Below are 26,111 nucleotides of genomic sequence, written 5' to 3'. Positions count from 1 at the left end.
AATCAGAACCAGATTTAAATATTATTTATGTTCTTGGACAAGGAATAAATGCACCTGAAGTCTTATCAGAGTCCTCTGTAACAGAAATGAATTATGTAGAACAATACTATGCACCTGGTTGGTTAGCTTTGGTTAAATATAATCCATTAAAATTAAATGAAGCCGCTCCAATGCATGGGCTAGGGTATTATGATTTCCCTCAAACTTTGCAACCTAAGAAATTAGTTATAGGAAAAGATAAAGTTTTTGTTTCAGCAAAAGCAAAAAGTTTTCCTTATCTAGATTTTGATTTTGAAACTAATGCATATTTACTGGTTTTAGATAAAGTTAAAAAATTACCAGGTTCTAGCAATGATACGGAAAATAGGAGTATTACAAATAGCATACGTCTACCTGTTTCAGATGCACCTGACTATATGAAAATTAAAGATAATATACTTATTGCAGCAACATCAAATAAATTATTGATTATCGATATTTCAGATCAAAATAATCCCTTCGTTTTAAAAAGTTGGGAGCAAGAAATAATTGATGGCGCTAAAGTTAATTTAAGAATTCAGAGTATAGAATTAAAAAATAACCAAATATGGGTTACTGTACTTAATTCATCTAAATTTGGAGCCCGTTTCAAAAATTTGGTATATGATTTAAACAAACCAAATATACCATTAATAGCAACAAATTATTTATCATCTCCTGGATATATCACACCTTTAAAAGGTAACTTTAATGATGTTCAATCTCAGCTTAGTAATTGGAATATAGACACAGTAAATGCACCTAAATTACAAAGAGAATTCAAAGGGTTTGGTTTTGAACTTTCTACAAATAATAATGAAACAGTTCAAACAATTGGCACAGATACTTTGGCATTGCAAAATATCAGAGCAACAGCTGAAGAGATGAAAAATAATGAAAATGCGCATTCTGAACTCGCTATTTTCGACCTATCGAAGTCAAATCATATATCATTACATGATGTAATAAATATATGTGACAATACTTGCTGGCCAGTAAGTATCGATAGGTCTGAAGATGGTGTTGCATTGGTTGTTTCTAAATATATGAATGGTGGGACTTATAAGCTAGATCTTATTGATTTACATACACAAGATATAATGGATACTTATCCAAGAGCATTTCAAAATAATGTTGAAACAGATGTTGTAATTAATATTACTTTTAGTCAAAATTTAGATTTCAATGGCGAAACAGTAGAGCAATTTTTACAAAAATATATCAACTTAATAAAAGAGGATGGCACTGAAAAAGGTGAATTAATCGCTTTTTCAGCTGAATTTGATCAGCACAATTCAAATAAAATTATCATTACTCCAATAACAACTTTGTTACCTTTAACAAATTATAAATTGAAACTGACAAGTGAAGCTTTAAGTCGCAGAACAAAGGGGCTTGTCGATTATTCATTTGATTTTAAAACAGCAAATTCTCCTGGAAAACCATTCAGCATAGATGATGTTATACCTCATTCTGTAAGTACTTCAGGAGGAACTGTAACTGTTACATTATCAGAAGCTGCAATAGAGCCGCGTTTTTATATTGCAGGTAAACTATCAAAAATTGTTGAAACTCATGAAGTTGGAAAAATTTACAGTATTTTATTGCCTGAAAACGAGAGCGGTTCAGCTACATTAAAAGTGGTAGATAATCGAGATTTTTCAAGCGAAAAAATTGGTGCAGTTAATTTTATAAGTCAACTTAAAGTTTTATCAGTTAGTCCAGATGTTGGCAGTGTCACAGGTGGTGATAAAGTCTTAATTTCCGGGAATGGATTTGAACCAGGAACACAAAGACTCACCGTCAAATTTGGCGGAGTGCCTGTATTAAATCAAACAATAAATGTGATTGATACAAATCATATTGAAGTGATCACCCCAGCAGGTACATTAGGTCATACAGATATAAGTATTGATTATTCTGACGGCCGTAGCAGCCACATTAATAATGCATTTGAATATAGAATGCCTGTTAATTTCGAAGTGGATGGTATCGGTCGAATATTTGATACAGTATTTGATCCGTCTGGAAATTATATGTTTTCTGCTGTCGGAAAACATGGGATATACCTGCATGATTTAACAAAAATACAAGACAATAAAGACTCATTAGCTGCAAAATATGCTTTACCTTCAGGCTATTGGGCATTAGGAATAGCAGGATTTTTTGAACGAAATAATGATCGAGTGTTTGTAACTGCTGCGAAGTTTGATTTTGATGGCAAGCCTTTGAAAGATTCAGGGACACTTTTTATCTTTGCTATTGATAGTTATGATATAACACAGTCTACATTAGTAAATCAGTTACCTTTAAATAGCCAGTTTGCGAAAGGAATTATAGCTGAAAATTACGCTGTATATACTGCGTCTGCAGAAAAAGGATTCATTAATGTTGATACTTATTTGCATTCAAAAATATATGTTTCCAAAGAGCTTGAATTAAACTCGCAATCAGCATTAGATGTTTCAAAAATAAAGCTATCAGAAATTTCATCACATTATGTTGTCGCAACAGGTGATTTTGATTTTAAAAATAACCGGTTGGTTAATACAACTTTAGATTCTGGCGGTATTTATTTGGTTGAAAATAGTGCTAAATCAGGACTAAGTCATGTTAGTGATATTAAAATTCCTGCTTCTAACGTTGTTAGCCAAGGTAGTTTTGCGTATACAGCATCAGGTGATTTAGGCGCGGTAATTATTGATTTCTCAATACCAGAACAACCTCTTGTATTACGAAGAATAGCAGATTATGGCCATGTATATGATATTGCAATTAGTGGGCATATTATTTATCTCGCATTGGGTGAAAAAGGTATCAAGGCGCTTGATATTTCAGATCCTGCTAACCCTATTGAAATGAATGGTTTAATTCAACAACAATATAATGTCGAAACTTTAATTGTATCTAATTATGCTGTCTATGGTGCTGCACATATAGACGGAGATAAAGGCATATTACATAAATTAATTAGCTTTAATGACATTGCATTAAAAATTATAGGAGTAACCCCTGAAAACTCGGTTCTGACAAATGATAAATTGATCCGTGTTCGTTTTAATAAAGCGATTGATTTATGGCAGCAGAACATTAATAAAGTTACTTTAAGTAAGTCAGATTTAAGTATATTGACACCTAAAATAGATATTTTGAATAACGATGTAGTAATTAATTTAGATAATCAAATTGTGGACCATGGTGAATCTATTTTATTAAAGATAAATGCAGGCATTAAATCTGTTAAACCTATATCTGGCAATAAAACTAAAACATTATATGAACTAAAAAACTCGAAAGAATTTACATTTAAATATCTCAACCAGTCAATTGAGCAGATAAAGTTAATTGATGTAATTCCAAGAAGAGTGCCTATAAATAAGAGTGAAGAACTAACTTTAACTGTTTCAGGTTTACCTAATCAATATGATAATTTAACACTTTATGTAGGCGGGGAAGCTGTTACTAATTTTCAAGTACAAGTTTCACCAGAAAATGAAAGCCTAACTATTATCAAATTTAAATCACCTATAATAAAAGTGCCTGGCCTATTTGATCTCACGTTAAAACTGGATATCAGTTCTGCTGAATTATTTTCTTCTTTAAAAGGTGCAATAGTTGTTGATGAAAAGTTAATGGCAACTATAAGTTCTCCTTTGTGGACAGATATCAATGGGGGTGAACAAATTAATGTTTGGGGAACTGGTTTTGAGCCTGGTACCAGTGTTACCGAAGGAACCCGTATCAAAGTTGGTACATCTGTTGCTCAAAATGTCAGAGTGCTTTCTACAGAACATTTAATTTTTACGGCGCCAAAAAACAAAACTGGCTTAAGAAATATATTCATTTCGAACCATAAAAATAATGAGCAAGATACAAACTTAGAACTAGGGTATGGCTTAAAGTTATTAGGACAAACTCAAGTGACAGATTCTGCCCCAACAGACTTATTTGTTGAAAAAAATAGTGGTATAGCAATTACAACTGGAGGCTTATTCAAAGATGGGTCTTCAGAACAAACTTTATTTGGTTACCCAATACCAGATAAAACGCTTGCGTATACTGTTGATATAAACGATGTATATCAGCCTCTTACTGTTGGAGGGCTACCTTCTTTACTAAATACCACTGAAGGAAAGAGAGAGTTAGAGCAACTGATCACACTGAGAAGCATTGAAGCAAAATCTATCACTGGCGGTGAATTAAGTGAAACTGAAAAAAATTATCTGAAATATCACCAGGTAGATGACATTGGGTTTAGTTTAGATGCACTAGATATTGAAAAATTTGAACTTTCTAGTATTTATGGTCCAAAAATTAGTGAAAGAGCACTATTAAGTACTGGTAATGGAGGGATGTTTGTATTGAATCTTGATGAAGCTACTAGTTTACAAGCGCTTAATCGAGAATATATAGCAAATAATTCAGGTAAACAAATAACCTCTACAATTACAGGTAAAAATTTAAGTGTATTTAGTACAAGCTATGCAGCAGAGCTAATAAAGCCTCCTTTTCCTATGGGATGTGAATCGGCTCCAGCAAAGCAAACAAATTCAGTACTAACATCTTTGAATCTATCTGACCCCTCAGATCCTATTATTATAGGTTATGATTATCAGGCTGAGGTAGGAACAAACTCATTGTATCTAGACTCTCAAGGTTGGTTATTTCATGCTGGTCGTAAGGGAGCAATGGCGTGGTCACCAGGTAGAGAATGTCCGTTTATAGATAACTATACTGCTGACGTATCAACCGATCTTGAAAGTGAACACTATTCTTTAAATGCTATTAATTTATTCGATCCACAGCTTAATACAAGAATAAATGTTAGTGGTAATATCTATGATATAAAGAAATATGGCAAACATTTCATAATGGCTATGGGTACTCAAGGCGTCGCTATAATGTATGCGGATGCCTTTGAACAAGCTCAATGGTTAACGATAGATTCGTCTATTCAGTCTCAGAAAGGAAAGGCAATAAAATTAACTATTTTGGGCTCGACTTTATTTGTATCGCAAGATATTGGTGGTGTACTCATTTATGATATTAGTAATATTAATAATGCAAAATTAATATCTGCAGGTACAGATTTAGAAATTAAAGCCATTGATTATTACAAAGGAAATTTAGTAGCAGCCAGAGGAAAACAAGGATTAAGTACAATCGAATTACCAGGGGCTGTTGTAACCAATGCAAATATTGAACAGATGGGTTTGTTAGGTGAAAACGAAGAACTGATAATAGAATTTAATGAAAATATTACTATCGAATCAATCTCTCAGCAAGACGCTGCTAAATTGATTGATACAACAAATAATCAAGAAGTTTCATTTTCATTTAAACCAATAAATGAGGTAAATAACGCAGCTTCAAAATTTACAGTAATTTTTGATCCTCAAGTAGCGCATGACTATCAATTAAGTATTTCTAAAGCGAATACGATCAGAGCTACTGACTTATTAGCGCCATTTAAACTTAGTTTCTCTGTTGCGTCAGGCAATAAGCCAAATATATCTTGGGTTGAAGGTGGTGTGCATCGTAAAGGGCAAAACTCTGAAGTGACAATTCATGGTTCTGGTTTTATAGATGAGGCAACTGTATTTGTTGGCCCCTATAACATACCAGCAAATATATTCAATGATCGTATTACCTTTAATACCGCAAGTTTGAATTTATTACCTCTGAATTCTGGTCAACATGCTATAAAAATCAGCCAAAATGGATTTATGGATTGGCATATGGGAGCAATCGTAATTGCTGATGATATAGAATTAAATAGTTTAAAAATGAATATCAATTCTGGTCCAGTTTCAGGTGGTTATCAGATTTCAATAACATCGGATAAAAATGTTTTTTTACCGGGCACAAAAGTGTCTTTATTAAAACAAGATGGTACAGAAATATATACAGAGCGTACTGATGAAGGCGGTTATTTAGTTAACCTATTTGATGATGTTGTCACAATGAAAAAATTCAACTTTAGAGCGCCACTTGTTTTAAGTCCTGAAGTTATAAAAGTCTATGTCAATACACCTTCTGAAAGCACCTATGTTGGTGAGTTCTCATATCAGCAGCAAAAAGGGATTTCAGTTAATTTACCTAATTACCCGCCAATGGTTATAGGGGCAATGGCACTTCGCCAAGATGATTTATTTGTTGGTGTTTTAGAAGGGCAAAAACCAAATAACAAACAACCATATTTAATGGAATACGGTTTTGAAATTTACGATACAAGTTTATTACAGCAACCTGTTCGTCTAGCACAACTATCTTTAAAGGATAGTGTTACGAGTATAGAAGTTGCAGACAATCTGGCCTTTGTAAGTGCTAGGAGTCAAGGGATTGTTTTAATTGATTTACATGATTTAAATAGCCCATTTATAATCCAAGAACAAAAATTGGGTGGATATAATGCAAATGATCTTGCTTTAAATACTTCAAAAGGCATTTTAGCTATTGCAGCAGGTAGTGGTTTTTCTGATGGATTTATAAGATTTATTAATGTTAAAGACGATAAAATGGGTCCTCCATCAGGTTATAGTAATATAAGTTTCAACGAAGGGGATTTACTTGGTGAGCCTCTACAAGTCGCTTGGTTAAATGAAGAGCTTTATGTTGTGTATCAGCGTGAAGGACAGCTATATCTAGCTATTTTTAATAAACTGTCTGGTGAGCTTAATTATGTAACTCAAAAGATAGAAAGAGGTGATTACAAAGGAGGGGCTGTAAGTTTACTGTTATCTCAAGGGATCATCTCTTTAAGCCATGATGATCAATTATTTAAATTAGAATTAATAGATGATAAATATCAAACAGTATATTGGGAAGAAACATCTAATAATAGTGTTTTACTTGCTAGTGGCGGTACAGGTTATGTAACAACATCCCATGGCTTTGTACAATTAGTTGAGCCAGGACTTAATTTAGTTGGTGTATCTCCAGCTGCAGAACAGATCATCACAGTTCAAGATACAATTTCTATAAAGTTTGATAATCTAATAAATACTGATGAAGTACATATTAATGAAAACATAAAATTATTAGATGTAAATGGTCAAGCATTACCTGCTACTTTAATACATGGTATCAATACGTTACAAGGCGGAATAGTTAAAGTAGAATTTTCGCAAAACTCATTTGATGGGCTAGATTTATTCTCATTAATTATAGAGCCCGAACTCGTAAATATTAATAACAAATCATTAAATAAAAAATATGAGTTTAATTATGGTGTAAGTCAAAATTCAAGACCAACTATTGATAGAATTAGACGTCTGAGTGATCAACAAGAAGTGGGGCATTATTTCCATGCTGATGGGACAGAGAAAGCTGTAATTAAAGGTCGAGGTTTTGGTAACGATAAAAACTTAATTGAAATTTATTTAGGTGAATCAAAGCTATCAGCAGATCAGATAACTTCAATCAGTGATAACGAGATTGAATTCAATTTTCCAAAACTTTATCTAACACAATCTGTAGCTCCTTTAGCGGTAACTATAAATAAAAATGATATTTCAACTCAGCAATTAGGTGCTGTTGTAATAATGCCTAAGTTGGTATTACAAGACTTATACCCTCCTACTGGACCACCGCAAGGTGGCAATTTTATAACTGTTCGAGGGTATGGGTTTAATCCGGCTACACAGTTTAATATATCTGGTACCCCCGCTAATAATGTAAAAGTAATATCTTCATATGAAGCAAAAGTAATGATGCCGTCAGGAAGCTTTGGTTTTGCAGATGTAACAGCAATTAACCCGCAATTTAAAGATGAAATAGCTTTATCTCCAATCGATTATTTTTATGCTTCAAAGGAAACAGGGAAGCTTGACCTCGCTAATAATAGTGAAAACCCTATCGTTGCAATGAAACTTCATAAAGATATTATATACGCAGTAACTGGTGGGAAATATTCAGTATTTGATCTTGACGGTAAAGTTACTCAAACATTAAAAACTAAAAATTCAGAATTGATTTTAGTGGATACTACAGATCCAATAAAGCCAAAAATCATCACAAGATCACAAGGTGAACAAGTACAAAGCTATCATTTTAAAACTCAATTATCACCTAGTGGCTTTGTTGATTTAGCACAATTAAATGATATGTTATTTGTAGTTGGCGCAAACAAGCTGTATCAGTTTGATATTAGTCAAGCAGCTTATCCTATATTAATAAGTGAATACAATATAGACGGTCATGCTAGGAGTATAGTTACTAGCGATAATATTGTTTACTTAGCATCTACTTCTGGGGTTTCTGTATTCAAAGTAGAAAAGGATGCAAAACTTCGTCAGCTTGCACATATGTCCAGCTCAATGCTTGGTGGTTGGCCTTCGAAAATTAAAATAGAAAATGACCGATTGTGGGCTGCTTTGCCTTCATCTAGAAAAGTGGTCGCAATAGAGCTCAATTCTGGTCATTTCAATAAAATAAAAGATATTCCGTTGCTGTCAAATATAGGCCAGAGATTACCTGTGTCTGATATTATGATCGTTAATGATAAGCTTTTAATATCAACTGCAGAGCAAGCAAGTGTAGAAATCTTTGATATTGAAACATCTAACCATTTAGCTGGAATAAATCTCGCCTACTTACTTCGAAATGGAAACATCTACGCAGGAGATTTGAAATTACAAGGTTCAATGTTGTCTGTTGCGGCTGAAAATGGAGATGTACAGCAATTCAATATTAGTCATTGGTTGAATCATAGTTACAATCAATCGATCGAACTTGATAATTACTTTTCAGTTACAGGCTCTGTAAACAGTTTGTCATTTAGTCAAGACAAGTTATATGCCGGCGTATCATACGCAAGGAATAGTCGTGGTGAGCCTGTAGAAAGCCCTGTATCTGTTGGAAAAAGATTTAGTCAAATCGGTGGCGGAGTGTTCAGCTTTGAACAAAAAGGTTTGAGTATTTTATCTCATCAGCCTAAGCTGGCTGGTGAACTATCTTTAACTGAAGGCATAGAAATACAATTTAATAAATTGATTGATCATGAACAGTTTATTAATCATGCTAATAGTTTATTTGAAGTAACTATCGATAATGCTGTAGTCGCTGGAAATTGGCAAAAAACGACTTATCGTTTGGGCAGTAAAGTTATATTTACCCCGGAGTTTTCATTAATAAAAAATAAACGATATGAAATTAATGTAAATTCACAAGTATCGGATATCAACGGAAACTCACTAAACTCTGATTACAATTATTATTTTTATACTTCAGATACTCTGAGACCAAAAATAGATAATATTTCACCTGCATCAGGTTCATATCGTGGTGGTATTGAAATAAGTGTTTACGGTAGCAATTTCTCACATGATGCACATCTTCAGATAGGTGAGCAATCTATTCCAGCAGAAAAAATTAATTATGTTGGAAATCAAAAGTTAACTTTCACATTACCTAAATTACAAAAGGCTCCTGAGAATAATTTATTAACTGGAATAAAAGTTATTCAAGGCAGAATGAGTGATTTTAAAGATGGCGCATTTACTTACATTACAGATCCAGCAATAGATAAAATTGGAAGATATAATTCCGTCAATAATAGCGTTGATGAAAATGAAAAGAAATTCTACTTTAATGATAATGTGCTATTAGCGATGGAAGGTAAGGGTTATAGTGAATTTAGTCGAATTTATATAAATGATATACCAGCCCTAAATGTTGAACTTAAACGACACAACTTATTAAGTTTCCAATTACCGACAGCAACATTAGGAGAGTTAGATATACGAGTTGAAAATACTCAGGACTCTACTTTCTTTGCTAGCAATAGTGAAATAAGTATTATTTTACCAGCGCAAACGATACATTCTCAGCTAAAAAGTTACAGTCATAACAAGGGTGTTTTAGCGACTACAGTTTCTAATTCTCAAACCGTGATATTACAAAAGTTTATATCATCAGTACCTCAACATTTGGGACAAATAGAACTTGATACAGTCGTCAAAAATTTATTTTTAGATAAAAATAAATTGTTAATTCAACTTGATGATAATAGCTTAATTATATTTGATATTAGTGATCCTTATATACCGAAAAAATTAAATCGAATAATAACAAATCAACTAACACCAGAAGCTAATGTTACATTTTATGATGGTGTAGTACTTATTATTGACCAAGCTCATATATATTTAGGTTATGAGCATGCAAGCCAAATGCAGCAACTAAATGTTATTGCACAAGATGCACTTGTTAGTAAAAATTTCTTGTATGTGTTAGAAAATGACCGAATATCTGCTTATAAATTAAATAATTTAAACACAGCCCTAGTTACAATTAATTTACCTGTAGTTGGTGCAAACAAATTAATTATGAACATGGGACGCTTATACGCGCTTTCAAAGAGCAAAATTGTCAAACTTGAAACACATAATGTAGCGCATTCAAATCTATTACAGATTGAATCTGATGGTGTTTTACCTCAAAGTACACAGAAAATAGATATTAATGGTGAATTAGCTGTAATCTTTGATGGGGAGTCTTTATCTTTATATGATATCAATCAAACACAAGATAAATTAAGTTTCAATAAATTAAGTGAAGCAGAGTTACTAAACGATGTCGAAAAGTTAAATTTTGATAAAGATATTATTACAGTATTAACAGACGTAAAAGAATTACAAACTGTTGAAGTACCTTTACCAAATTTGGTTGAATTATCTACTAAAACTATAAAACATAATTTACAAAAATTAGTTGTTAATTTTGTAGGTAATAGTGAATGGTGGCATTCAACTATATTGAGTGTAGCAACAAATTCAAAACAGCAACCAGGTTACACTGAGGTATTTAATTCAAGTATTATTTTTACACCTTTAGAACCTGGTTTTATATTAAATGATGAAATTCAGCTTGGGTTATATACTTGGCCTGAACAACCTATACAAGGTGCATTTATAGATTTTGATTTAAATACAGGATTAAGTACAAGCCTATTATTCGATAATAGAGAGCCTGTTATATATCAAATAACGCCAGCTTCGACCATTACAAATAGGATGACACCATTTATTGTCTCAGGCGAATATTTGTCAGATATTGACAATATTTCCATAGGGGAAACTATCGTTAATATGGCGGATTATACGCTTAATGATGGTGGTAGCAGTCTATTATTTAATAAATCATTTGATACAACAGGATTGAGAAACTTAACAATAAATAAATCGCAATATAGTGATACTTTAATTGCAGCCGTAAATGTTTCTCAAGCATTAGAAATAGAGTCCATTAGTACTGATAATTCTTTAGGTAATGATAAGTTATCAGATTCTGGTAATAATTTAATTACGATTGTAGGTAAGGGGTTTAATGGTCATTTAGATGTTCATATTGTTGCGCCTGAACTATCTGAAGTTGCTGATGCTTCTACATTAATTGACTATAAACTAACTGATCAAACGTTAACGATTATCTCTCCTGAAGTTATCCCAAACATTCAATATAAAATAATAATTAATAAAAAGGAAACGAATGAAATAATTGAATCTCAACAGCAATTAATAGCAATTGATGATACTGCACCTATAGTTACTCAATTTAATGAGTTTAACTATAAACAGCCATTAAGTATTCTATTGAATGAAAATGCACAAGTTGAAAGCTTTTCAGTAAATCAAATAATGTTTAATTATTCAAACGCGCAACCAAAGGACGTTTCTCAAAAGTTTGATTTCAATATTGTAGATAACAAAATTAAGCTCGCTTTAAAACCAAACTTAACATTAGATAATAATAGTAAATACGTTTTCTCATTAAATAAAATTACTGATAAATCAGGAAATAGAGTACTAGATCACAGTTCAATTTATAACGGAAATTTGGGTTATGAGTTTACAACGTTAGACAGACTTGCACCTAAAAACGTTAGTTTGATCCGTGAAAAAGATAGTTTGCCAGTCTCACCGACTATGACTTTAACTCGTGGAAGAGCATATACATTTATTGCAGATTCCATTGATAATCTGACCCATAAAGATCAAATTTCTTATCAATTTAGAGTTTCTACAGATGGTATTAAATATAACGCTTATAAAGTAATGCCTAATAACAAAGCTGAAATTGAAATTTTAGAGCAGTTCCAACAATTAAAAATCAAAATTAAGTCGATTGATGAACTTGGTAACTTTAAAGAAAAAACATTCTCTGCAGCTGTAATTGATCCAGTGATAAATATTTCACCTATCTCAACTAATCCAGAAAAAGTTGAAGAGTTAACTAGTGCTCAAATTTTATTAGAAATTACAGGTGATTTTGATTTAGTTAATAAAGTTGATATACAAATAAATGGTCAATGGCACCATGCTCAGTATATTAAAAATCAAAGTAATGGTCAGATTAGTATTAACTTCTTAAACCCGCGTCTATCTGAAATAGCTCCGTTGGAACATATTAATGTAAAAACTCAGGTTCATTATGGTTACGGCTCTGTCAAGCAACAAGAAGATACTTATAAGCTACATATGGATGCTACTCCTCCAAGTATTCGCATCGTTTCTCCAACAAACGGGGATCGATTACCAATTGGCGAAATAGCTGAAGTTATCATTCAATCTTTTGATAAATATGGTGTGACTAAGGTTGAAATGTCAGTAAATGGCGGCAGTTATCAAATTCTACCTACAGCAAATCTATTTACCTTCACTCCAAGCTCAGAGGATGCTGTTACTTTACAAGCAAGAGCCACAGATCCTAACGGAAATATTGGCATATCAGAAATAGTAACTGTAAAACCATTTGATGCCACTAAAGGTGAGCCAGAATTGGCAATATTAACGCCTCAAAATGGGTCAACTTTAAAAGAAGGGCAATTTGTTGAAATAGAGTTTCTATTGAAAAATATAGATACTGCTAATTTAAATATGTTAATCGGTGCTAATGAGAATGATAGCAGAAACCCGGAGTTAATTTCGATTAGCAGAGATGAGAATTCACCTGAGAGGTTTAAGAGGTTAATTAAACTGCCATTAACAGATGAAAATATTGTTGTGCTATTAAAATTAAGTAGTGGAGATCACGTCGCACGCAGCTTTATTAACATTGAACGTGATACAGGAATAGATGAAAGTATTAACTTAACGCTTTTACCTCAAACCAAGGTTTTATCAGGCACAGGTCTTAGAGTTATTGGCCAAGTTCCTTCTGAAATGACTGATTATAACAATAAATCTTATATAGAAATTACCGATAGCGATAAGGATTCACAGGTATTAGCTTTGGCACCAGTGGATGAAATTATAAATATTAATGATACCCAAGGCAAAGTTGAAATAACTGCACATTTACAAGATCTTTCAGAGCATGTAAAAACACAAAAAGTTGATATTGTTAAACACGATTATTTAGATAATGATTATCAATTAGTTGCTGACTTAACTGGTAAATCTGAAAGGTTTGTAGATGTTGTAGAACAAGTATCTATTGATGGATATGTAACATGGGTTGGGATCCAGTCAAAGTTAAATGGTTTTACAATAAATGCGGATCAAGAGTCTATTTATAGCCAAACCGAAGGCGAAATAAAAGATTTATTCAAATCAACCTCATCAATTTATGCACTTATAAATGAAAATGGTAATGAATATCTACTCGCTTTTAATTACAAAAATAAGCTGGCCCAGACACCTAAAAAGATTGACCTATCGGGTGAATTAATTGGTGTTAATGGAGATGTGGTATTTCTAAAACAAGGAAAGCTATTAACAGCAAAAGTCATAGCAAATACGTCAATTAAGACACAAGTGACAGATCTAATCGGTTACCAATTTACAGATGAAATTAAGTCTGTATCCGTTTGGAGAAACCAGATATGGGTATTAAGCGGTTCGCAGTTGACTTTATTGGAGATAAAAAATGGTCAAAAAATTGATCCAAAAGTAAGCTTTTCAATCGCGCCAGGCGATAAGTTAGCAGTCGTTGCTGGTGAAATATATGTTTGGCAAAAAGAGATTGTAACTCACTACTCACTTACGAGTGAATTAGAGTTAGTACACAATAGAAGTATTTCAGTTCATTCTAAAATTAACGGTTACAAAACTCAGGGGAACATTCTTTGGTTATCTACAATCGATGAAACACATGGATTTAATTGGGTTGCTATTGAAGAAAGTGAAGTTGTTGGGGTTTTACCTTGGCAACAACCTATTAGTATAGGGACTGGCTTCTACAAAATTAATGAGCAAAAAATACATCGTTATACATTAAATTCAACTAATCCACAGATCTCTTCAATGGCAGTTAAAAAAGATGCTACGACTATTTATATTGAAGGGATAGAAAAATCATTAGCTATACATGATTTGTTACTCATTGATGAGAATAATAACGCTATCCCTGCATACTGGTTTAATGAAAATACAATAGCTATTAAACGAGGAGATGTCGTTGGTAGCAAATTAAGTGTTTATAAACGCCAAAGAGATAAAATTGAATTTACAACTGAATTTAATTTAAATAATACACCACTTACAGAAGCAAGCTCGATAATAAGCGGCTTTCCTATTGAAATTGCCGAAGGTGCCATTGCGCCTATTAATCTAATATACCCAGAAAATAACAGAATATTTAACAGTAAAGCGTCAACAATAAATGGACAAAATATATTGTTGGAACAATCTAAATCAAATGGTTGGAGCTGGTTAAAATCAGGTCCTGTTCAAGAGCAAATCATTAATTTAAGTGTTAATGATATCGAGATTCAGCCTATAACTGTTAATGTAAGGGAAAATGAGCCTGGAGATGGTCAGCTGAATATTTCTGAGCCACTCAATAATAGTAGATATAAAGAAGGTGACTGGCTAACTGTAAAATATCTCAGTGAAAATATAAATGATGTAAGGTTTATTGAGCTGGTTCTGATGGATTTTAATGGTAATGAAATTACTCGATTATTTGGAGATAAATCATCTGGAAGTATGGCTTTAAAATTATCAGGTTTAGACTCATTAGATACTTATAAGGTGAGATTGAGAACATACTTTGGCGAACATTTTGACTATATAGAAGACAGTGTCGGTATTCGTGTTGTCCCTCAAAGAACAAAATTAGCATTTTCAATTGATGGTATTGCTGAGCGTGCCTATACAAACAGTAAAGTACTTATATCGACTAGTAGTAAAAATCAGATAGGACCTAAGGCACAAGTTACGATATATGATGAACTTGGCAATGTATTAGCAAGTGGTTCAGAGCCGTTAGAAATAACAGTACCAGATGTCGAATTTCTTAAAATCGAGGCTAAACGTCAAGATGGACTAGGTAATACAAATGAGGAAGTGAAGAATGTATGGGTTAAGGATGCATATGAAATATCACAGGATGCACCAATATCTTCATATAGTCATCAGATAGTAACACCACAGCAGAATTTTTATTTTGATGAAGAAAAGTTATTCAATGAACAAGGTGACTTACTAAATCGCTTCGATGGTAAAGTGCAAGCTGTAACCTATTTATATGATAGATGGCTAGTTGCTCTAGAAGGCATAGGACTTGTATTTGTAGACCCGAATAATGAATTTGAAATACTAGGGACATATTTGTCTTATGATACTTACAAGGATATTGAAGTTATAAGAGATACAGTATGGACCTCAAATGTAAAAGGTGAATTAAAACAATTTAAAATATCTGGAAATAGTTTAAAGCTTAAAAATACTTTTTCATTAGGGGAAATCAAGCAACTGGAAAAGGATGATGATTCAATATGGATAGTGACAACATATTCACTTGAACAAGTTTTACTATCAAAGCCTACAGAATTAAATCAAATTTATGTAGGTGATGAATTGAGTTCAATGCTAATCGCAAAAGATAAATGGTTATTAACGCTTTCAGGTAAATTAATTAAAATTAGTGTAAATAATGACCTGTTTACATGGCAGCTTGATATAAAAAACACATCCCAGTTAGGCATGTTTAATAATGAATTATGGACTTATGATATCCAAAATCAGCAATGGATTTTAATAAGCATATCTTTAAGTAAGCCATTTGTAATTGCAAGGTATGACATCAAAACTCAAGGTGAGCTATTTGTTTTTAATAGTAAACTCCAAAGCTCTCAAGGTGATGTTTGGTTGTGGAAATATAACCATGGTGAAATTAAAAGCTTGTTTAAATCACATAATATTCGTGGAAATACTGTCAATGTACTTTTAAAAAATGGGCAAGCAATTGCAGCAAATCAAGGTTATGCCATAACACGACAAGAGGACTTACCTCATTCTGAAATAAATGAGGTATACCCTGCACCGTATTCTGCAGATATAAAGCGGTTAAAACAAATTGGAGATCAGATCTTAGGATATGATGAATCTAGTGGTGTAATTTATCGTATTGATTCAGATACCCTTATAAAGAGTGAGAGGTTATTTAAACAAGCTGATTTAATTGATATGGATATATATCAAAATAATTTGGTTATTGCACACAGTGATAAACTAAAGTTCAAGTCTTTAAATAGCGAAATTGAAAGTGAATTAGTTGTGGCTATCGGTGAATCCATTGTATCTATTACAACAGATTTTGAATTTATATATGTTTCAACATTAAGTGGCAGCTTATATAAAGTTAGAACGGGTTCTCTTCCTATTGATGACTTTAATGTAGAAATAACAGAATTATTAGCGGGTGGAGAAGAATTAAACAACCTTCAGTTATTATCTGATAATTTATATTTCTCTAGTGATACAGGTATAGGGAAATATAATTTAGCTACAAAACAAAGTTATTCATTATATGATGAAAAAGTTCAATCATTCACGATACATCAAGGTGCACTTTGGTTTAGTCAAGCTAATGAATTTAAATATTCACCACTTAAAAATAATAATGCTATAAATACTGTTTATGTAGCTGAAAATGATATTAATTCAATATCAATAGATGGAGATCAAGCACTTTTAGGTCAAGGTTTATCTGGTTTCGAGCTGATTTGGTTAGATAAACAATCAATAACGCCTCATACAGGTCTAGCAAAACCAGTAATAAATCATATATATCAACTTGGAGATCGTTTGAGTATTGAACAATCTTCACCTCATAATCTAAAATCTGTGACTTATTACATAAATGATGTGAAAGTAGCCACAGAATTAACATATCCATTTTCAACTAATGTACTTATACCTGCAGAGCTTAAAAATGGGCAGATATTTAAGTTGAAATCTATAGCAATCGATTTAAATGGCGAAATAATAACAAGTGAAGAAAAGCAATTAATTCTTCAAAGTGATGACATGCCTGTGAATAGGTTTGAAGTATCATTAGACTTTAAACAACCAAGCTATATACCAAGTCCATTAAGGTTGGAAGCAATAATAAGCAATACAGATCAAGACGTACGTCAAGTTGAATTTTATTTAAGTGATTCAATTGATGGCCCATATAAAATGATTAGAAAACATTATGGGCCTGAATTTGTTGTTCGTAGAAACTTTGAGCTTGCAGACAGTGGTAAATATATAAAAGCACGTGCAGTTGATATTTATGGTAATTTTACTGAATCAACTCCAAAACGTATTGATAGATTAATAGACCAACAAAAGCCTATCGTAAATATTTCATTAGATTCGCCTTTAGCTGAACAAGGTAAAGTTCCAAATACTCATGATTTTAAATTACAGTTAAATTATAGCGATATTGGTAGTGGTATTGAACTGGTATTACTTAAGCGTGATGGAGCTGTTATTTGGGCTGGTTTTACTGATGGTGATATAAATATTACTGAATCTGGTCATGAGCTAGGTAAAACTTATGTTTATAGCCTAACAGCAACAGATAAAGCTAAAAATACACAAACTACTGAACTGCATGTTGAAGTTGTATCAGATGCATATCCTGAACTTGTAGATATTCAATTACCAACTGATGTAATTGAAAAAGGACATTTTACAGTTAAATTGAATATGTCGGATGATATTGATTTAAATGAAGTTGATGTTAAATGGCCAAACTATGAAAGAAGTTACGATATATCAGGCAAAAAATTCGAAAAAGCAATATCAATAAAAGATATCCGTCAACAACGTTTAGATAGTGATATTACACAAAACTTAGTCATTGCAATTAAAGATGATATAGGTCAAATAACAGAGCAAACCTTTAATTTACCAGTTAAAGTAGATACGAAACCTAATGCATCTGCTCTAGTATTGACAGCTCCTTATGCTGCAATATATGGCCAAGTAATCTCCGTAGATGTTGCTAATCTAAATGGTGTCGATGATGCTGGAGCTTCGCAGCTAGATGTTAAATTAGAATTATATTTTAATGGTGTATTACAGAAAGAAAAATTTATCTGTATGAGTAATGCACAATATTATAGATGTAGTGATAAAGCTCGTACATCAATTGAGTTACCTCAACAATTGGTTGACGGCGATAAAGTTGAAATCAGCATTAAATTAACTGATAGGCTTGGTCAAACGACAACGACTGAAAAAACTAGTATCAGCTTGACACAAAAGCCGAATTTAATTCAGTTTGATAATTTAAATCAATCAAGTATCAATCCAAAAGAAATTCAAAGTGGTCAATTAGCTGATTTTAACGTTAATGTACTTGATATTTCAGCAAAGCCTGTTCCGCTTCAAACAGTCACATTTAAATTAATTAGTAGTGATGGATTGGAAAAAATAGTTGGGAATATTGAGTCAAATGAGATTGGAAATAGCTTATTAAATTTTGATGCATGGGAACTCAAAGCTGGTAAGTATAAATTAGTAGCCAGTTTAAAAGATTACCCTAATATCAGTCCTGATGTCATATTAGTTGATATATTACCTGGCGAACCGGCAAAAATTCTTATTGATCATATACCTAGTATCGTCGTTAACGAAACGAGTCAGGTTAAGTTATCAATGACAGATCAAGCTGAAAATATAATATTTAATAAAAATGATTTATTTGTTGAATTGATGTTTGATCATAATGATTTCCATTTTGGCTTCGCAGAAAATATAACGGTTGTTAATAAGTATGACGACGCTGGTGTATTTGTAGGAGAAGTTGCCAATGTAAAACTAGACCAGGGTATTGCGATTATTAATGTATCAGTACCACAAAAATCTGATTTATATCAGTTAAATAAGCTTGGCTCTTTCCCTCAATCGTTAAAACTATTATATCAACAGCGACAAGGTCAAAATTATAGTGAAATATCAAGTATCCCTATAAATATAATCGCAGGAAAGGCTGCACAATTTGACTTAAGTATTTCTGAAATAACCAACCATGAATTTGGTAGATTAGACATACTTGAAGTTGATGAAATAGCAACAATTAACATGCAATTAACTGATAGTTTCGGTAACCAAGTTAGCAAAGTTAATGTTAATGGCCAAGAAGAGGACGCAAACCTTAATGTCACATTTAATTTGACAAATAATGGGTTATTTAAAGACGTAGAGCAAAACAATACTTATGTTATGAATGCGGGCTCTTTAAGCATTCAGGTCACAGATAACTTCATAGAAAAAACACATTTGAGCTTAGAAAGTGTTCAAGAAGATGTAGCCATAAATAAAATTGCAAATATGACGCTAGATTTTGTGAAACGACTACCTGCGATAAGTTCATCTGAAGTTCAAACAGTTGAAGATTCAATAATAACACCAATTAATTTTGGTTTTACAGAACCGGTGATTGAATCCGCTGTAAATAAAGTGTTGAGCATATTTGATATTAATGGCAATGAAGTTGATGGGCAATACACATTTATTGATAATCAAACTGTTGAATTTCTACCAAATAATGAGCTAATACTAAATACTCAATATCAATTTACAACAACAGATTCTGGATTAATTGGTTTAGCTGAAGAAGATCCTTTGCTACTTCAAACGCTTGCTTTTAATAGCGCTGATATGAAAATAGCAGCACAAACTAAACCTTATTTATTAACTGAAACACTAATGAGTTTGGACATGACTTTTGGCGAGAATATAGCCAAATCACATATTAGTTCTGGGCAAATTGTAATTAATGGTACTTCTCAACCATTCATTTTCAATCAAGGTAGTTTTACAGTACCTACAGTAACCGAACAAGAAGAGGGTAAACTTGTACCCGTAGAATTATCAGGTCATATATCGAATAGAATGTTAATCGTTGCAAATACAATTACGTTACCTTTATTAACTCTAGAGGGGGATTATGATGGTGATGGTCTCAATAATGGGCTTGAGCATACGTTATCATTAGACCCTACTGATCGTGACACAGATAACAACGGAATAGAAGATGGTCGTGAAGACTATGATAATGACGGTTTAGATAATTTGACAGAATTGTCATTAGGTTCTGATTTAACCAATAAAGACACAGACGATGATGGCTTATCAGACGGTGATGAATATCAATGGGGAAGTGATCCAACTTTACAAGACACTGATGGAGATGGCATTAGTGATGCGATTGAAATAGCATCAGGTTCAGATCCAACCGATTTTAACAGTCGTAGCATCAAACCTGAATTTGTTACAGCACTTCAGGTGACACCAAAAGAAGTAAATTACAATATAGGTGCACAATCTGAAGATATAATGCTTTCTGTAATTGCTCAAGTTACATTAGAGGGACGAAATTATTCAGTAGATGTTTCTGATCCTGGCTATTATGATCTTATTTTTACATCATCTGATACAAATGTAGCCGTTACATCATACCAAGGCTTTACACCAGTTGGCGAAGGTACTTCTGAGTTAAAAGTCAGTTTCGGACAATTCTTTGATACATCAAATATAACAGTAACTGAAACAATCTCTTTAGGTGATGTTATATGGGAAAATGAAAACGTTACTTTTGATGGACCTGTATTTGCAGATAGCGTAACAGTTATTGGTGATGTAAATGTTGAAATTGCAGGAGATTTAAATGTTGCAGGAAACTTTGATGTAAAACCTGTTTCAAATCTACGTTTAAACACCAAAAAATTATCAATTGGCAATGATTTATATATTCTTGGAGAAGAAATTAATCAGAGTGTTACTGAGTTAAACTTAGTTAATTTAAATTCTGAAAATGGTCATTTATATTTTGATGTTGAGATACCTCAAGGAGCAACTAACCTTGCAGTAAAATTGTCAGGAGGCAACGGGAATGCGGATTTACATGTCACTTCTCCTGATATGTGGAACTGTATTTCTGAAGAACCAAATAATGAGGAAGTGTGTTTCTTACATAACAACAATTGGCGTTCTACACATAATATAACTGTACTAGAATCGACTCCTTTTTCAGAAGTCAGTTTATTGGTAACGTACGATATTGTTAATAATGATCCTAAAGCATCAACTGTAGATATTATTAGTTCTGAAGATATGTATATATCAGGAGATCTAAATATGATTGGAGGAGACATAAGCCATATTGGCCATAATATCGATATAACTGGTTCTTTAAACTTATCGGACTTTAATACAATAAAAGCTAAAAATATATTTGTTCATACAAATACAACTATTGATAGTGGAAGGTTAAATTTAGGTTTAACAGAAGAATTTGTAGTCGACTTAAATATGCTACAGGAAGGATCAATTCGTGCGTTGCCTGCTAATCAACAAACCAAAGAGTTATACCCTATACATTTAAAAGTTGGACAGAAACTCACTGCTAAAGGGTCAATTTCTGTAAATGGTGCAGGATATCCTGAAGGTGTAGGCTTTGGTTTTGTTGATGATTATTGTATTGGTGCACATGCCGCAGCAACTATTGAATCTTGTAGTTATGGTAGTTACAAAAAGCCATTATACGCAGGGTCAGGCGGTGAAAATGGTGCTGGTGGTGGGATTGTCAATATAAAAGCAAATCGCATAGAAGTTGATAGTAATAGCTACTGGATTTCGATTGGTTCTCAGTACCCTAAATTTGCACATGGTAAAAATACTGGTGCTGGAGGAAGTGCTTTTATCGATGCCCATGAGTTCAAAGTTATTGATGCCGAAAATATAGTTATATCGCACTATTTTGGTGGCTGGGGTGGAGAAGCACATGCAGTTGAAAGTATCAGTACATCTGCAGATTATGATGAGCAAATAAAAGTAGGTAAAACGGTTAATTATTCACAATCCAATGGTAGGGTTGCAATTATTTCCGATAAATTCGATATCCAAGTGACCGGTAATGGAGGTGGTGGAGGTAGACCTGAAGATATACAAAATCCATTCAATTTAGATAACCAAATAGAAACTGTTTCACCTGAAATGGAGCAATTAAAACGGTTATCAACTTTGATTGGCATTTCAAATGAACCTGCTACAGGTACCGTTTATTTAGCGCAAAAACAAAGTGAAAACTCAATGTTCATGATAAAACCTTCCGAATCAGGTGGAGGTGAGGTTTTTGCGAGAAATGAAAAGCTAAATTCAATTGAAAATAAAAATGCAGTGAAGCCTGGTGATTTTGAAAAGATGAAACCAATTAATCAGTTGATTCAACAAAATCAAGCTTCTGGAAATTGGTCTGTTTTGGATTTACTAGAACCAGACTCAACCGTTGTTTTGTCAGTGGGTAGTCATCAGGTGAATGATATCAACTTAATTGCAGATGATTTATGGAATATTACTGTAAATGATGACCCTTGGGCTAATAACTTAAAAAGTTTAGGTCGAGAACTAGATGGTACACAAATACGATTGACAAATGATTCTGATGCTTCTGTTGACGCACAAATAATATCAAATACAAAAAATAGTTTAGTTGTTAAATCAACTGAAGATTTATCAAACATGTCTTCAGGTGTTATACAAGGCTTACATTCTTTTAACAACTTAGAATTATTTTATGCAACTGTAAGTTTTGGTAAAGATATTGTCGAAGTAAATGATGGTCAATATTACCAGACTAAATTATGGGCGGGATATATAGACCCTATAACTATTAAATCAATAATAGAGTCAGGAAATATATACTCTGTCGATATTTATATTGATCAGGAATTAGTATTTGATGATATATCTTTTAGAGCAAATTATAGTTCATTAGCAGCAAAGAGTATTCAATTTAATAATACCATGACTTTTGATGACCGTTTTGATATTTCCGCGAATAGTATTGATTTTAAACAAGATGCGTATATAAATTCTACAGTTGTATTCAATACATTTAAGAAACTAAACGTAGCAGGTGATCTTGTTATAAATAAGGCATTTATTAATAGTATTGGTCAAATTAATGTAGACGGTGATGTTACTGTGAAAAATAGGTTAAGTATTGGCTACCCTGGATCTAATTTCTCTGAAATTAGCCCTAACAAATTTGAAATAAAAGGAAAATTATTAATAAATGAAGAAGCTGGTATTTACTCTATTCAAGGTGATAAAACTGTAAGAGTCGAAGGAGAGTCAGAAAATATACTTGCGGGGAGTCATGTAACTTCGGCGTTATCTACTGCTTTTGAAAGTATTAAACCGACTTCTATTGGTAACTATAAAAATCCATTATCACCAGGGAAAAGCGCTTTATACCACAAAGGGTGCGATCAAATTAATAAGTGCAACATTAATACCTCACTTAAGTTTTCGGGTGGAGGTACATTAAATATTAAAGCCCAAATAATAGAGAATAATGGGACTATATCTGTAAGTCCTGAGTCGAATTCTATATCAGAGCAAGTCATTGCCGCTGGTGCTGGTTCTATATTATTAGAGGCGGATACAATATTAGGTAATGGATCTATGTATTCGGTAGGTTTTTCTGGGACATACAATAAAGTTGATACTTTAGGTAGCTCAGGCCGGATAGCATTAATAAGTGAAAATTACAATTTTACTGGGGATATTATAACAGGTAAAAACTATAAAGGTTTATCTAACACGGGCACTGTTTTTATCAAAGATAAAAACATGGGATATGGTAGATTAGAGCTAAAAACCGATGTTAATTATGGTGGTGATACAACACTAACAAATTGGATAAAGTTACCTGAAATTGGAAATCATGTTATAACAAAAGTTGAGTCGTTGGAAAACCAGCATTGGAGAATTTCTGTTTCTAATGCAAATTGGCAAGATAATAAAGGGTTCAACATAAAAGGTGAGTATGTTGATTTACAAAATGGAACTAACCAGTTTTATGAAATTATAGACTTTGACGAAAATAGCGTAACAATCAGTTCACCTGAGGATCTTAATTATTTAAATCAAGCTTCGTTTGAATTAATCGGTGTTCATATTTTTGATTCAATTTATCTATCAGAAAATAGCAAATTAGATATAGGTAATGATAAGTTAATTGTCTTAGATCGGGCTAACTCGTATCTAGGCGACAATATCTTTTTGAAAGCCTTAATTAATAATTCAGAGACTCTATCATGGCTGACAGAAAATAATGTAAATTTGTATCAAAAAGAATTTATTGCCCCAAATGATTTAGAGTTAAATTATCGTGAAACTAAAATAATATCAGCTGATAAGATCAAAGTTTTTGGTTCTATAAACTTGAGTAATTCTGCGAACTTAATCCTACATGCGAATTCAAACTTAGAAGTAGAAGGTGATTTTATTCTTGGCCAAAATTCTAAAGTCACAGGTGACCTTGAAGGAGCCAATATTGAAATCTTTGGAGATTTAATTTTAGAGTATGGGAGTAACTTAAGATTTAAAAAGCAGGTGAATTCTTTTATTGTACATGGAGAAGTTAAATTGAATACATCTGGTGCAAAATTAGAACTTGTTTCCCATGATGTAGAGTTTAAAAACTCCTTAAACGTAGGTGCAAATTCTGATGTTGAACTTAAAATATTGGGCGATTTAACGATTGAGAAAGACTTTATTTTATTATATTCGAATGATCACTCTTTGATTCAAGTTAAAGGTGAGTGGTTAATAAAAAATAATATGGTACTTGAACAAAGTGCACATTTGAAAACATTTTCTTTAGGTGGTATTAAAATAGGAAATAACTTAAATACCTATAAATATTCAAGGTTTGCATTATCAAGTCCACAATATGATCAATTAAAACAGTTATTAATTAATATCACCAATACTGTTCAAATCGATGAATATTCAACAATCACAGCGACTGCTGCTGGCTTTACATTTAAAAACTTTCCAGGAAGTTTAAAGTATAGTTGTCATGCTGGTGTTGTGAAAAGCCGTTATAGAGATAGAGATTTTAAAGATTGTCAGTATGGTTTTTATGCTAAAGCACAATTCGCTGGGCTAGCTGGTGATGGTAGCTACCTTGATTATCGTTTAGATACCGCTGGTGGCGGTGTCATTGTAATTAATGCTAAAGATATTGTACTCAATGGTGATATATCAGCTGATGGTGGAGTAAGAAATGGTGAAGCAGGTGGATCTGGTGGCTCTATTCATATTCAAAGCGATAAGTTAACAGGTTCTGGTACTATTTCAGCCAAAGGCAGAAGCGGAGGATCATATGATCCTCAAGGTGGTGGAGGGCGAATATCAATTTATACAAATGACCATACAGCATATACTGGAAAGACCACAACTGCGTCTACTGACTATATAGGTTACAGAAATTATGAAGCGGGAGCAGGAACAGTATATATTGCAGATGATATCGGTAAACAAGGGCATTTTAAAATAGACAATGGGATTACTAATAGCCATATGCTCCATGCTGATTCAGGTACTGTAATACGAAATGCCGGAAAAGGAGTTATAGAATGTGTGACAGATCTAAATGAGAATAAGTGGCTGATACAGCCAGAAGGATATTGTGATAGTACTGTTACTGCAGGTCCATGGAATGACTCTTTTGAAAAACCTAAACACAGCCTCATCGGACGTTCAATCGATTTAGATATTGATGATGAAACAAATGAAATACTCACAATCATATCAAATACTAGAAATAGCTTAGTAGTTGCAAGTAATAAAGATTTATCTTACCTAGTTGGTAAAACTTATCAGGGAATACATCAATTTAAATCAATTGAGCTTCTTAATAGAGCAAATGTTGATTTTGGTAATAATCGTGTTGAAGTAACTGATATCGATAATTCAAAAGTGATGGATAATATTCAGCTAAAACTTGGCGCTGCAAATCCAGCTTTTAAAGCTTATTTAGATAAAACCTCTGCAATTATAACTTGGCTTGAGTAA

General features: G+C 32.7%; 1 protein-coding gene (running past one end of the window). It reads left to right on the top strand.

Annotation, left to right across the window (positions count from 1 at the left end; genetic code table 11):
- Positions 1 to 26,111: the 3' portion of an Ig-like domain-containing protein gene (locus KO527_RS12255; RefSeq protein WP_216040586.1), read on the top strand. The gene continues 11,419 nt to the left of window position 1, outside the view; 26,111 of the gene's 37,530 nt are visible here — the last part of the coding sequence; its start codon lies beyond the left edge, outside the window; its stop codon occupies positions 26,109 to 26,111.

The organism is Pseudoalteromonas sp. C2R02 (assembly GCF_018860845.1).
Taxonomy (GTDB): domain Bacteria; phylum Pseudomonadota; class Gammaproteobacteria; order Enterobacterales; family Alteromonadaceae; genus Pseudoalteromonas.
This window is presented reverse-complemented; position numbering and strand designations above follow the sequence as displayed.